Source organism: Paraburkholderia sp. (genome assembly GCF_036488795.1).
Taxonomy (GTDB): domain Bacteria; phylum Pseudomonadota; class Gammaproteobacteria; order Burkholderiales; family Burkholderiaceae; genus Paraburkholderia.
This window is the reverse complement of sequence record NZ_DASXHA010000096.1, coordinates 17,141-30,300: the sequence shown is the minus strand read 5'-3', so window position 1 is coordinate 30,300 and position 13,160 is coordinate 17,141. Positions and strand designations below refer to the sequence as shown.

At 64.2% G+C, this 13,160-nt stretch carries 13 protein-coding genes; 7 read left to right on the top strand and 6 right to left on the bottom strand.

Annotated elements, in window-relative coordinates:
• The gene (locus VGH41_RS13105; protein ID WP_331597876.1) at positions 1 to 816 is read left to right on the top strand and encodes a class I SAM-dependent methyltransferase; all 816 of its coding nucleotides are present in this window, start codon (positions 1 to 3) and stop codon (positions 814 to 816) included.
• A gap of 83 nt (positions 817 to 899) precedes the next feature.
• Here VGH41_RS13105 and VGH41_RS13100 read toward each other — a convergent pair whose 3' ends face one another.
• Positions 900 to 1,664, bottom strand: coding sequence for a hypothetical protein (locus VGH41_RS13100; protein WP_331597875.1), 765 nt, complete (start codon positions 1,662 to 1,664; stop codon positions 900 to 902).
• A 270-nt stretch (positions 1,665 to 1,934) separates the two neighbouring features.
• Between VGH41_RS13100 and VGH41_RS13095 the strand changes: the two genes are divergently transcribed.
• The 6 genes from VGH41_RS13095 to lepB all read left to right on the top strand — a co-directional run bounded on the left by VGH41_RS13095 (position 1,935) and on the right by lepB (position 8,462).
• Positions 1,935 to 3,260 carry a hypothetical protein gene (locus tag VGH41_RS13095; RefSeq protein WP_331597874.1) on the top strand — a complete coding sequence of 442 codons (1,326 nt, stop codon included), beginning with the start codon at positions 1,935 to 1,937 and terminating at the stop codon, positions 3,258 to 3,260.
• A 54-nt stretch (positions 3,261 to 3,314) separates the two neighbouring features.
• Positions 3,315 to 4,919, top strand: a complete 1,605-nt coding sequence (locus VGH41_RS13090; RefSeq protein ID WP_331597873.1) for a mannose-1-phosphate guanylyltransferase/mannose-6-phosphate isomerase — start codon at positions 3,315 to 3,317, stop codon at positions 4,917 to 4,919.
• Positions 4,891 to 5,460, top strand: a complete 570-nt coding sequence (locus tag VGH41_RS13085) for a flavin reductase family protein (RefSeq protein ID WP_331597872.1) — start codon at positions 4,891 to 4,893, stop codon at positions 5,458 to 5,460. The genes VGH41_RS13090 and VGH41_RS13085 overlap by 29 nt, the downstream gene beginning before the upstream one ends.
• 355 nt (positions 5,461 to 5,815) lie before the next feature.
• Complete coding sequence (locus tag VGH41_RS13080; protein ID WP_331597871.1) at positions 5,816 to 6,535, top strand: FadR/GntR family transcriptional regulator; 720 nt, start codon at positions 5,816 to 5,818, stop codon at positions 6,533 to 6,535.
• Between the two features lie 103 nt (positions 6,536 to 6,638).
• Positions 6,639 to 7,613: a Gfo/Idh/MocA family oxidoreductase gene (locus VGH41_RS13075; RefSeq protein ID WP_331597870.1), complete on the top strand. Its 975-nt coding sequence runs from the start codon at positions 6,639 to 6,641 to the stop codon at positions 7,611 to 7,613.
• A 156-nt stretch (positions 7,614 to 7,769) separates the two neighbouring features.
• On the top strand, positions 7,770 to 8,462 hold the full coding sequence (gene lepB / locus VGH41_RS13070; protein ID WP_331597869.1) for a signal peptidase I: 693 nt from the start codon (positions 7,770 to 7,772) through the stop codon (positions 8,460 to 8,462).
• A gap of 85 nt (positions 8,463 to 8,547) precedes the next feature.
• Here the strand turns inward: lepB and VGH41_RS13065 are convergent, their stop codons facing one another.
• The 5 genes from VGH41_RS13065 to aat form a co-directional block, all read right to left on the bottom strand.
• Positions 8,548 to 9,207, bottom strand: a complete 660-nt coding sequence (locus VGH41_RS13065) for an amino acid ABC transporter permease (RefSeq protein WP_331597868.1) — start codon at positions 9,205 to 9,207, stop codon at positions 8,548 to 8,550.
• A gap of 182 nt (positions 9,208 to 9,389) precedes the next feature.
• Positions 9,390 to 10,187: a transporter substrate-binding domain-containing protein gene (locus VGH41_RS13060; protein WP_331597867.1), complete on the bottom strand. Its 798-nt coding sequence runs from the start codon at positions 10,185 to 10,187 to the stop codon at positions 9,390 to 9,392.
• Positions 10,188 to 10,343: 156 nt separating this feature from the next.
• Positions 10,344 to 11,366 (bottom strand): quinone-dependent dihydroorotate dehydrogenase, encoded by a 1,023-nt coding sequence (locus VGH41_RS13055; RefSeq protein ID WP_331597866.1) that lies wholly within the window; start codon positions 11,364 to 11,366, stop codon positions 10,344 to 10,346.
• Positions 11,367 to 11,518: 152 nt separating this feature from the next.
• Positions 11,519 to 12,343 (bottom strand): arginyltransferase, encoded by an 825-nt coding sequence (locus VGH41_RS13050; protein WP_331597865.1) that lies wholly within the window; start codon positions 12,341 to 12,343, stop codon positions 11,519 to 11,521.
• A 72-nt stretch (positions 12,344 to 12,415) separates the two neighbouring features.
• On the bottom strand, positions 12,416 to 13,153 hold the full coding sequence (gene aat / locus VGH41_RS13045) for a leucyl/phenylalanyl-tRNA--protein transferase (RefSeq protein WP_331597864.1): 738 nt from the start codon (positions 13,151 to 13,153) through the stop codon (positions 12,416 to 12,418).
• Positions 13,154 to 13,160: the final 7 nt, after the last annotated feature.

Sequence of the window (13,160 nt, the reverse complement as noted above, 5' to 3'; positions counted from 1 at the left end):
ATGAATTTGGGCAAGGCACTCGATAACGTCAACCAGCACGCGTGGAACTCGCGCGACGCCAAGCGCGAGTTCACCTCGTCGCAAGGATGGAGCGATCCCGGCGAGCGCGCGGCGATCGAATGGGTCGCGGCGCGCTGCCGCGATCAGCCGATTCTCGATATCGGTGTTGGAGCGGGGCGCACCGTGCCCATGCTGAAGGCGCTGTCGAGCGACTACACCGCGGTCGACTACACGGAGAAGCTGCTGGAGCTATGCCGCGGCCGCTTCCCCAACATCGACCTGCGCTGGATGGATGCACGCGACATGTCGTCGTTGCCGTCGAATCACTATGCGTTCGTGCAGTTCAGCTGGAACGGCATCGACTGCGTCGACTACGAAGGCCGTATGCGCATCCTGCAGGAGATGCGGCGCGTCACGCGGCCGGGCGGCCTGATCCTGTTCTCGTCGCACAATCGCGAAGGTCCGGGCTACCGCGAGCCGCTCAGCCGCATCCTGCCGGTCTTCACGTATAACCCCGTCAAGCTCGCATGGCGTTCATGGCGTACGCTGCGCCGTCTGCCGATTGCCAGCTTCAATTATCTGCGGCACGCGCGCCTGACGCGCGACTTCGACGGCTATTCGATCGCCACGGCGGCCGCGCACAACTTCGGGATTGTGATCGTCTATACGACGCTTGCTCACGAGCGCCGTCAGATCAAGGAACTGGGTCTCGAACTCGAAGCGGTATTTGGCAGTACGGATGCGCAACGCATTCCGAACGATGCGCCCTCGAGCGACGCATGGTGGCTGCATTTCATTGCGCGTAAGCCGGAATAAGCGGCGCACGCGGCCTCGTGAAAAACGAGGCTTGCCGGGTGCGCGTCGCGCATCCGGCTCCGGTTCCCCGCATTAGACCCAGATTAGACCCAGATCCAGGGCGCGACGATCGACAGTGCGTTGCGCAGCAGGTATTTGCCGCGTCCGTTCAAATGATAGCCGGCGCCGTCAGCGCCGCGCACACCGATCAGCTTCGGCGTCTTTCTGAAACGATAGGGGCCGCCGAAACGGATTTCGGTGAGGTGCTCGCGCATCAGATGCTCGGCCGTCACCGGGCGCCCGTCAGGGTCGTCGATCAGCTTCGGATAGACGCCTGCCAGATAGCGCCGATACCACGCAGGCGTCCACGCCATCAGGTACAGATCCATCCAGCCTTTTTTCGGGTGATCGCGATAGTTGCAGTAGAGCGGCGTATGGCGGGGCCGCGAGTCGATGATCGCGTGCAGGTTCTCGACGATATAGCGGCCGGTGATTTTCCAGATCACATCGTCTTCGCGCGCGGCGAGCAGGACGCGCGAGGTGGACATCGCGTGGTCGACCATCTTGAACTCGCCGTAGCCGCGTCCGAAGTGAGGCGGGAAGTCGTTGCCGTGAAAGCTCACGAATTCGACCGCGTCGGTTGCGTTCATCCTGCGCGCCACTTCCTGCAACGTGCTCAGGTCGGAACCGGAGTTCTCGCAGAAGACGATCTTCTCGTTATGGCGACGCAAGCGCAGATAGTGCTCGAGCGCGCGTTCGTAATCGCGCAAGCGCTGTCGCGGGTCGGTATAACTCAGGTTGTTGATGCCAGGTAGTGGTGTGATGGTCGCTGTCAGCAGCAAGATGTGCTGCACCATATGTCCGCTCATGCTGTGTCCCTTTCCCGATCCGGGCCCGGAGGCGAGTGCAAGGCGTGCCAATTCCGTGAACGCCTGTCTGACCGCCAATCTAGCGGTGACCCGCAGCGGATTCCGTTCGTTAGCCCACTTCCGTCTGCGCCATGTCCGTCATGACGCGCCGCTATGTCCGGTGTGTGCCCTGGCGCACAGCATGCGCGTGGCGGCACTCCTAGTATGCATGGACCCTACGACGCCGGCGTGAGCCATGCGTCGAGCCAGTGCCTGCTGAGGTGTAACCGGATGAAGCGTACCTGGTCGTATCTGATTTTCGTGCTGGTCGGCGCATCGATCTCGCTGGTATGGGCGGTGACGATGTCGAACCCGGCGCATCTGAACTGGAGCACGTGGGCCTACTCGGACTGGCTGATCAACTACGACACCGGTTTTATCCGGCGTGGCATGAGCGGCTGGCTGATCCAGTCGATGCGTGGCGGTGAAGGCGACGTCTCCGCGGTCAACCTGCTGGTCTTTGCGAACTATGCGAGCCTGAGCGTGCTGCTGATGTGGACGTGGCTGCGTTCGCGCGCCCGTAACCCGGCCGCCATCGCGCTCGCGATCCTGGTGCCGGGCGGTCTGTTTCAGATGGCGATCGGCAATGCGTTCTTCTTTCGCAAAGAGATCGTGTTTCATATCGCGCTTGGCATCGACTGCATCCTGTATAGCGCGATTGCGCGTACCACGGTCATGGCCGAGGCGCGCAAGCTCCGCGCGGCCTGGGTCCTCGTCCTGCTGTTCGCCGCGCAGAGCGTGCTGATGCCGCTCCTGCACGAAGCCTATGCCTTCATCTCTTTTCCTGCCGCGTGGCTGATTGCGCGCCGGGTCGCGGCGATGTTTCCGCAGCAGCGCGCGCTGGGGCGCATCGTGAAGGCCACGGTGCTCGTGCAGATCGTGATGTTCGTCGTCTGCGCGATGTTCAAGGGCAATCCGGAGATCGCCAACCAGATGTGGCACACGCTGGCACCGGCGGATCGTTCGCTGATCTCGCCGGATTCGCCGGCCGTGCCGACGGGCGGCATCTCGGCGATCGGCTGGAGTACCTCGTTCAATCTGGCCGGCGTCCTGCACATGTTCCTCGCGGGGCAGTTCTGGATCTGGGGCTTCGCCGGCGCGGGCATCGCCGGTGTACTGGTGCTGGTCACGTTGTGGAACGGTCGCGGCTACGGGCTTGCCGACAGCGAGATGTTGCGCCGGCATATGGCGCAACTCGGCTTCCTGTTCCTCGCTTCGACCCCGATGTACCTGCTGGGCGTCGACTGGGGCCGCTGGCTGTCGTCGGTGACGATCTCGTATCTGCTGCTGTTGTTCGTCGACGGCGGCGCGTCGGTGAGTCCGCCTGGCGTGTTGCAGCTGGTGCCGCAGCGCTTGCGCAGGCGTGTGTCGGGCGCCTTCGACTTCACTGCACAGGATGTGGCGCAGAGCGTTTCGATCTCAACCGGGCGGCACAGGAAAGCGCTGTTTCTACTGGCGCTGTTTTTCTGCCTGACGTTTCGTGCCCCTGAATGCTGTATGACGCTCGGCAGTCCTTTTTACCGGTTGAAGCCGGTGCTGGAACAGATCTTCAGGTAGTTGTTTCGCGCGGCGCGGCGACATGCGCGCTGTACCGCTTCGGGAGAATGATGCATGAACGATATTGTCTTACCTGCCGCTGTGACGACGGCAAGCGCGCTGCTCGAGGGCGCGACGCCCGCTGCGGCCATTTCGCGCGCCTGCCGGACCGTGGTCCCGGTGATCCTCGCGGGAGGTTCGGGCACGCGGCTATGGCCGTTGTCGCGCGAGCACTGCCCGAAGCAGCTGATCGGTCTGATGGGTGAAGAGAGCCTGCTCGAGGCGACCTTGCAGCGTTGTGCGGAATTGTTCGCGCAGGTTGCCGAAGAGCGCGACGCCGCCAGTTTTGTTCGCGCGGCGCCGCTCGTCGTATGCGGTGAGGAATTGCGGCTGCAGACCGTCGAACAGCTTCAGCGTTGCCCCGGAGCCGCCCGCATCGTGCTGGAGCCGGTCGCGCGCAATACCGCGCCGGCGCTGACCATTGCGGCGCTCGCCGCGCGTGAGGACGCGGCCGAGGGCGACGACCCGGTGCTCGCAGTGATGCCCGCTGATCACGTGATCAAGGACCGCGCCGCGTTCGTCAAGGCCCTCGAACAGGCCGTCGCTCACGCTGCGGCGGGCGCGATTGTGGCGCTCGGCGTGCCGCCCGAACGCCCCGAAACCGGCTTTGGCTATATCCGCGCCGGTGCGCCTGCCGGAGGCGAGGGCGCGCGCGTGATCGAATGCTTCGTCGAAAAGCCCGGGCGCGAGCTTGCCGAGCGCTACGTCGCAAGCGGCGACTTTTGCTGGAACAGCGGCATTTTTGTGGTGCGGGCATCGGTCTGGCTGCGCGCCGTGGCGCTGTGGCAGCCGGCCATCAGTGCGGCGTGCGAAGCGGCCTTTCGTGATGCCTCGACCGGCAGCCACGGCACGCTCCACCTCGAGCGCGCCGCCTTCGCCGCGAGTCCGTCCGATTCGATCGACTATGCCGTGATGGAACACATCGGCCCGGACGCGGGCTTGCACGGGGTCGTGGTACCGCTGGCCGCGGGCTGGTCCGACGTCGGCGCGTGGGACTCGGTGTGGCAGGTTTGCGATAAGGACGCGGCCGGCAACGTGGCGCGCGGACGCGTGCTGTTCGAGGGCTCGACCGGCAGCTTTGCGCATTCGGAGGGCCGCCTGGTGGCGTGCGTCGGCTTGACGGACGTGGTGGTGGTCGAGACGGCGGATGCGGTGCTGGTTGCTGCGAAGGACCGCGTGCAGGATGTCAGGGCCATTGTCGGCAAGCTCAAGGCGACGCGCAGCACGGAGGCGCAGGAGCATCGCAAGGTGCAGCGTCCGTGGGGCTTTTACGATTCGATTGACCGCGGCGAGCGCTTCCAGGTCAAGCGGATCGTCGTGAAGCCGGGCGGCCGCCTGTCGTTGCAGATGCATCACCATCGCGCCGAGCATTGGGTCGTGGTACGCGGCACGGCGCGCGTGACGCGTGGTGAGGAGAGCTTCTTGCTATCGGAGAACCAGTCGACCTACATTCCGCTCGGCGTCACGCACCGGCTCGAGAATCCGGGCAAGACGCCGCTCGAAATCATCGAAGTTCAATCGGGAGGCTATCTCGGCGAGGACGACATCGTGCGCTTCGACGATCAATATGGCCGCACCCAGGGGAGTCGCGATGAATGCCAGGGCCTTTCCAGTCAGTGAGGCGGCCGCGCCGGCCGCGCCGGTCGCGACACAGCATGCGCAGGGCGAGGCCGCGGGGGTCTTCGACGAGCGCTGCTTCCGGCGCGCGCTGGGGCGCTTTGCCACCGGCGTCGTGGTGATCTCCACCGGCAGCGGCGAGCGTCTTCATGCCATGACGGCGAATGCCTTCATGTCCGGCTCGCTCAAGCCGCCGCTGATTGTCGTCTCGGTGGGGCACCGGGCGCGCATGCACGAGCGCCTGATGGAGAGCCGCCTGTTCGGCGTGAGCGTGCTGTCGGACGAGCAGGAGTCGCACAGCCGCCACTTTGCCGGCGACGAGCAGGCGTCGTTGGCACCGCGTTTTGCCGGCGTGGCCGGACTGCCTGATGTCGTGCTGCTCGAGCATGCGGTGGCGCGCTTCGCGGCGCGCGTAGTGGATCGCCATCCGTGCGGCGACCACACGCTGTTCATTGGCGAGGTGCTGGTGTTCTCGCTCGACGAACAGGCGCCTCTCGTTTTCTTTGGCGGGCGCTATGCTTCAGTTGCGATGGACCGCTGTTGAAAGTCTCACGCTCTCATTGGAGGCGATTAAAGTTGCCGAGCTTGCATGCCATCCGACAAAGCCTGTTGCAGATACGCCAATTCAACGCGTTACGTGCGTCTTCGCACGATGCAACATTTTCATCTCCCGCACGCTTATCACGCAAGCTTGCAACGCAAGGCTGCACGGCACGTTACATGAACGAAACAATTCTTCAGAGGGATAACCCTGTTAGGACGTTTCCCAACTGGCGCATCTGTTTCTAAGCTTGCAACGTATCGATTAATAACGATAAAAGCACAAAAAAGACACACACTGAGGGCCGTTTGATTAACAGGCTACGCGGGGGATAACACCGCAGCGGGGAGAATGTGTCATGGATCAGGGAAACAAAGATCGCTCACTCGTGAGCAAGGTGATGGACGGGCTGGTCACGGGTATCGTCGAAGAGAAGTACGGCGCCGTGCTGCCGCCGCAGGATGTGCTCTCGAAGGAATTCGACGTGAGCCGCACGGTGATGCGCGAAGCGTTATCGATGCTGCTCGCGCGTCACATGCTGGATGTGCGCCCGAAGATCGGCACGCGTATCAGGGCCATGCGCGACTGGCGCATGATCGACGAAGACGTCGTGAGCTGGCGTTTTCGCGCGAAACCGGATCCGAACTTTCTGCGCGACGTCATCGAGTTCCGTGCGTTGATCGAGCCGCGTGCCTGCGCCCAGGCTGCGACGCGGGGTACGGCTGCGGACATCGCGGGCATTCGCGAGGCGTTCGACATGTTCCGCACGAGCCAGCCTGGAGATGCGAATTACCAGGCCGGTGACGAGCTGTTGCATACGCGGATCGTGCTCGCCAGCGGTAATCAGTTCTTCCAGCAGATGGTGGCGATCATTCGCGGCGCGTTGACGGCGATCAATCCGATCGTCACGGCGCGTGAAGGCGGCTGGGAAGCGGTGATGCGCAATCATGCCCGGGTCGTCGAGGCCATCGAGCGGCGCGATCCCAAGGAAGCCGAAGCGGCCTCGATTGCGATGATCGACTACACGGCCGAGGAGATCCAGCGGGCCTTGTCGATCGAGCCACAAGGCCACGAGTGAGGGCTGCGCCGGCTGCGTGATATCGTCTTTCTCTTTTTGATGTGTCTCCCTGATGCCGGGTGCCTTGCGCGCGGCGCGGGAGACCGACTGGAGAGAACGGACGATGAGCGACACCATCATTCACTGGGGCATCGTGGGCACCGGCCGGATTGCGCGCCGCTTCGCGCAGGGACTCGCGCACGTTCCGGCGGCGCAACTCGACGCGGTGTGGTCGCGCCGTGCCGAACCGGCTGCGGCGTTCACCCAGGAATTCGGTGGCAAGGTCTGCGCGAGCTTCGCCGAACTGCTCGCAAGCGGTATCGATGCGCTCTACATTGCCACCCATCAGGACAGTCACGCCGACTATGCGAGCGCCGCGCTCGAAGCGGGTCTGCATGTGCTGTGCGAGAAGCCGGCCACCATCAATCAGGCCCAGCTCGAACGCGTGCTGGCGGCCGCGCGCCACGCGCAACGCCTCTTCATGGAGGCAATGAAGCCGCCGTTCTATCCGCTCTATCGCGCCTTGCGCGCCCATCTCGCGAGGGATCCGATCGGCCAGGTCGGTCTGGTGCGAGCGGGCTGTTCGGTGGCGAACGTGCCGGCGGACCATCCGTCGTTTTCCTTCGAACACGCGGGCGGTGCATTGCTCGATATCGGCATCTACGAGATGTTTCTCGCCGTCGACTGGCTTGGCGCGCCGCTCGACGTGCAGACCTTCGGACGACTCGGTGCAACCGGCGTCGATACCTTCGCGAGTCTCAACAGCCAGCACGAGCATGGCGTGTCGCAACTGTTCTGCGGACTCGATCTGCATGGCAAGGGCGACGCGCTGCTGATGGCGCCGGGCGGTCATGTGACGATCCGCGAGAACTGGTGGAACCCGGCGCACGCGACGATCCGCTATACGGACGGGCGCATCGTCGAACTCGACGAACCATTCGAAGGCGGCGGCCTCAACTATGAGACCGCGCATTTCTGCGAGCTGATTCGCGCGGGCGAGCGGGAGAGTCCGCTGATGCCGCACTCCCACTCGGTGCAGATGATCGCCATGGCCGACGCCGCGCGAGCCGCGCTTGGCCTGCGCTTCAAAGGCGAATGAGGGCAGGACGTGGGGCCGCATGACCCGCCTCGCGACGGAAAAAAGGGCTCATCCACACGCCGTGTCCGATGCATGGCGGAGTGGTACGATCTGCGCGGACGCGCCATGGTGGCGGCGCCCAAGCTTTCGATTACCTTCTGCAGGAGCCTTTCTTCAATGCGCATACTTGGAAAATTGTGGCGCGACAACAAGAGTCTCGTGGCCTTTCTGTTCCTGATGGTGTTGTTTCGCAGCGCGATTGCCGACTGGAACGTGGTGCCGAGCGGCTCGATGCTGCCGACCATTCGCGAGGGCGACCGCATCCTCGTCGACAAGATGGCCTATGACTTGCGTGTGCCGCTTACGCATATCGCCATTGCGCATCTGCACGATCCGCAGCGCGGCGACATCGTGACGATTGATTCGTCCGCCGCGCATGAGCTGATCGTCAAGCGGCTGATCGGCCTGCCGGGCGACAGCGTCGCGATGCGTGACAACGTGCTGTATGTGAACGGGCGGCGCGCGGACTATCAGCCGTTGAAGATCGGGCCGCTGCCGGACGATGCCGCTTCGCCGGGCGATTACCTGACCGAACGTTTCGACGGCGTCACGCATACGGTGCGCCTGTCGCCGGAGTCGCCGAGCCCGCGCAGCTCGTTCGGACCGGTGATCGTGCCGCAAGACGAATATCTGATGCTTGGCGACAATCGCGATAACAGCGCGGATTCGCGCTACTTCGGCTTCTTTCCGCGCAAGGAGTTGATGGGGCGCACGCGCCGCGTCGCGTTTTCGCTGGACCCGGATCATTTCTACGAGCCGCGCTTCAACCGCTTCGGCGCCCGGCTCGATCAGCCGCTGGCGGCACGCTGAGCGGGACTTCCTGCGCTGATGGTGATGGGCGCCGGCCGCGCAGGGACGCGCGGCCGGCAGAGCGCCCTTGAGCGCCGCGGATGCCTCAGTGCCGGGTCGGTAGCGAGAGGCGCTGTTCGTACCAGTGCTGGGCCCATTCGAGCACCTGGCACAGAATCCAGTAGACGGCGGCGGCCGCCAGATATAAGGGCAGCGGCTGATACGTGGACGCAATCACTTCCTGCGCGCTGCGCAAGAGTTCAGTCACCGTGATCACCGACACGAGCGAGGTGTCCTTGATCAGGCTGATGAGACTGTTCGACAGACTCGGCACGGCAATGCGCAGTGCCTGCGGTGCAATCACGTAACGCAGCGTCTGCGCACGCGAGAGGCCGAGACTGTAGGCGGCCAGCCACTGGCCTTTGTCGATGCCGAGGATCGCGCCGCGCATGCTCTCCGACAGATACGCCGCGACGTTGGCCGACAGCGCGATCACTCCCGCGGGCGTGGGATTGAGCGACACGCCGAGGCTCGGCAAGCCGTAATAGATCACGAAGATCTGCACCAGCAGCGGCGTGCCGCGCATCAGGCTCACATAGACACGCGCGATCCAGTTCAGCACGCGGTTGTGGCTGATCCCCATCACGGCGAGCACGCTGGCTGCGAGCAGGCCGAAGATCATCGACAGGATCGCAAACTTGACCGTCAGGGCAGCGCCCTGCGCGAGCACCGGGAGCGATTGGATGAGCAGGGAGGTGGTGGACATGGGCGGTGAGTGTTATGCGCAGCAAAGCGCACATCATAAACGGGTCCTGAAACAGGAGTCGCAAAAGCGGACGGCCCGCTGTGGTGTGATGAATGACGCGCCGTGGCATGGCGCACGGGTCCCGGGCAAAAGAAAAAGGCGGCATCGTGACGATGCCGCCTTTCGATACGCCGCCGGCGGAATTACTTGCTGATCGGCTTCGTCACGTCAATACCGAACCACTGGTCGGAGATCTTGGTGAACGTGCCGTCCGCTTCGAGCTGGGTCATGGCGTCGCTGATCGCCTTGGCGAACTTCGGATTGCCCTTCTTGAACGGAATGCCCGACGGATTGCCGTCACCGACGATCGCACCGGTACGCAGCGGCAGCGGCGAGGTCTTCAGCAGATAAGCGAGCATCAGACGGTCGTTGAGCGCGGCGTCCAGACGTCCGGCGGACAGATCGGCCAGATACTCGGGCGCGCCCGGATAGGTCTTCACGTCGATCCCCGGCACCGACTTCGCCATGTCCATGTAGTTCGTGCCCAGACCGACGCCGAGCTTCTTGCCCTTCAGATCGTCCAGCGACTTGAACTGGCGCGAATCGTCCTTGCGCTGGATGAGCTGTGCCGCCGAGTAGGTGTAGGCGGGCGAGAAATCGAGTACCTGCTTGCGCGCGTCGGTGATGCCGACCTGGTTGACGATCACGTCGAACTTGCCGGCTTGCAGACCGGCGATGATGCCGCTCCATTCAGTCGTCACGAACTCCGGCTTCACGCCGAGCTTCGCGGCAACCGCCTTGGCGATATCCACGTCGTAGCCGACCAGTTCACCCGAAGGCGCCTTCGAATCGAACGGCGGGAAGGTGCCTTCCAGACCGATACGCAGCGTGCCGCGCTGCTTGACCTGGTCGAGCAGGTCGTCGGCATGGGCGGCCACGGCGGTGAACGAAGCGCCGATCAGGCCGGCCACCAGGATTTTTTTCAGCAAGCCAGATTTCATCGTATTCCTTATGCGAGCTTGTTGTTGTGCCCGTGACGGGCGGTTTGAATAGCCGGAAGCATAGCAAGGCAGACTATCAGCACTTAAATACTGTTTGTTTATGTCTATATTCCCCGGCGCATAAAGGGAACTGAGCCTGTCTCGCGACCGTGGGGCTCAGGTCAGCGCCTGCGCGCATTCGGCCACCAGCTCCGGGCCGCGGTAGATGAAGCCGGTATAGAGCTGCACCAGCGCCGCGCCCGCGGCCAGTTTGGCACGGGCATCCGCGCCTGAAAAGATGCCGCCGACCCCGATGATCGGCACGGTGTCGCCGAGTTCGGCGCGCAGCTTGCGAATCACTTCGTTGGACGCGTCGAAGACCGGCTTGCCCGACAGGCCGCCGGCTTCTTCGGCGTGCGGCAGGCCGGCCACGGCGGTACGCGACAGTGTCGTGTTGGTGGCGATCACGCCTTCGAAGCGGTGGCGCAACAGCGTGTCGCCGATCGACTTGATCTGCTCGTCGTCGAGGTCCGGGGCGATTTTCAGGGCGAGCGGCACGAGCTTGCCATGCAGGTCGGCGAGACGCTGCTGTTTGTCCTTGAGTGCCGCGAGCAGCGCGTCGAGTTCGCCGGCGCCTTGCAACTGACGCAGATTCTTCGTGTTCGGCGATGAAATATTGACCGTCACGTAGCTCGCAAACGGATACACCCGTTCGAGACAGTACAGATAGTCTTCGGCGGCGCGTTCGATCGGCGTATCGGCGTTCTTGCCGATGTTCAGGCCCAGAATGCCGCGATAGCGCGCGGCCTGCACGTTCTTGACGAACTGGTCGACCCCGGCGTTGTTAAAACCCATCCGGTTGATGACGGCGTTCGCCTGCGGCAGCCGGAACATGCGCGGCCGCGGATTGCCCGGTTGCGCGCGCGGCGTCACCGTGCCGACTTCGATAAAGCCGAAGCCGAGCGCCGCCAGTCCGTCGATGCACGCGCCGTCCTTGTCGAGCCCGGCGGCCAGCCCCACCGGGTTGCGGAAGCTCAGCCCCATCACGGTGCGCGGCGCGTCGGGCACGCGCGGCGCAAGCGCGCCCGCGATGCCGGTCCGGCCGGCCGCGCCGAGCAGGCGCAGCGTCAGATGGTGGGCGTCTTCCGCGTCCATGCGAAAGAGTTGGGCGCGTACGAGCGGATAAAGGGAACTGAACACGGAGGGCAAGCCGGCGGCTAAAAATGAGAACCCGCCATTTTACCGGCTTTAACGAGACGGCAGGGCGTGGAGGCGGGTGGAGTCCGCCGGATGGTCGAGCGCGAGCCCGACGGCGAGGGGGCGAGACGGCTGGCGCTTCGAGCGTCTGGCTGTCACCCCAGTCGCACGGCGCTGCGCCGGCCGTGAATGGCGGCGTCGACAGGCGTGAGATCGAGGTTTTGCAGATCGAGCACTTTCCAGTGCGCGTCCACCAGCCCTTCGAGCGGCCGGAAATTGGCCTTGTACGCCATCTTCTGGCTCTCGCGGATCCAGTAGCCCAGATAGACGTAAGGTAGCCGCAGGCTGCGCGCCTGCTCGATTTGCCAGTAGATGTTGTAGGTCCCGAAGCTGCTGTGCGGCAGATCCGGCTCGAAGAAGGTATAGACCGACGACAGCCCGTCGCCGAGGATGTCGATCATGCTGATCATGCGCAGGATGCCTGGCGCCTGCGGATGCCCGGCGAGCGGCTCGCGAAATTCGACGAGGCGCGAGTTGATCCGGCTTTGCAGGAGGAACTGTTCGTACTGGTCACGGCTGTCGCGATCCATGCCGCCGCCGGCGTGGCGCGCCGACTGATAGCGCATGTAGAGCGCGTAATGCTCTTCGTCGTAGTGAAGCGGCGCGACCGTTGCGATCAGGCCGCCGTGCTTCTTCCACACCTTGCGCTGGGTCCGGTTCGGCTCGAACCGGTCCACCGGCACGCGCACCGGCACGCAGGCCCGGCAGCCGTCGCAGTAAGGGCGGTAGGTGAACACGCCGGAGCGCCGGAAGCCGGCTTTGACGAGGTCGGTGTAGACGTCGGAGTTGATCAGGTGACTGGGGGTGGCGACCTGCGAGCGTGCGACACGACCCTCCAGATAACTGCAGGGATAGGGCGCCGTTGCATAGAATTGCAGCGCTGAAAGGGGTGAAAGCGGCAGCTCGTTGGGGTGCGTCACGTTGGCAGCTCTCGAAGCGTCTTGGGGTATGGCAAATCCGGCCCGACGGACAAGCGGGCCTGGATTTGCCCGCTACGCCGCGGGCGCGACGACATCGAGCAGGGCTGTCTTGTCGAAGCGCCAGGGAATGGACGCGGCATCGACAGACGCACGGACATGCGCGATGAACGCCTTGCGCGCTATCTCGCGACCGCCCAGCGACGCCAGATGCGACGTGTTCTGCTGGCAGTCTATCATTTCTATTTTGTGACGTCGCAAGTGTCCGACGAGCGCGGACAGCGCGATTTTTGACGCGTCGGTGACATCGGCGAACATGGATTCGCCGAAGAACATCCGGCCGAACGACACGCCGTACAAGCCGCCCACGCGCTCGCCCTCGAACCATGTTTCGATGCTGTGCGCATCGCCCGCCCGATGCAGCGACGTATAGGCCTCGACGACGTCGGCGGTGATCCAGGTGCCGCGCTGCCCGTGCCGCGGCGCCTGCGCGCAGGCGCGCATCACGCTGGCGAAGTCGTGATCGACGCGGATTTCCCATGCGTCGTCACGCAAGACCCGCTTGAGGGTTTTGCGCAGCGACGGCGCCACCTTGAATTCGGCAGGGCGCAGGATCATGCGCGGGTCGGGGCTCCACCAGAGCACCGGCTGGCCGTCGGAATACCACGGGAAGATGCCGCGCCGGTAAGCGTCGATCAGGCGCGCCGGCAGCAGGTCGGCGCTCGCGGCAAGCAGACCGGGCGCGCCACTGGCCGCGCCGAGCGCGCGCTCGACTGAGGGGAACGGATCATCGGGTCCGAGCCAGGGAACCATGCGCGCG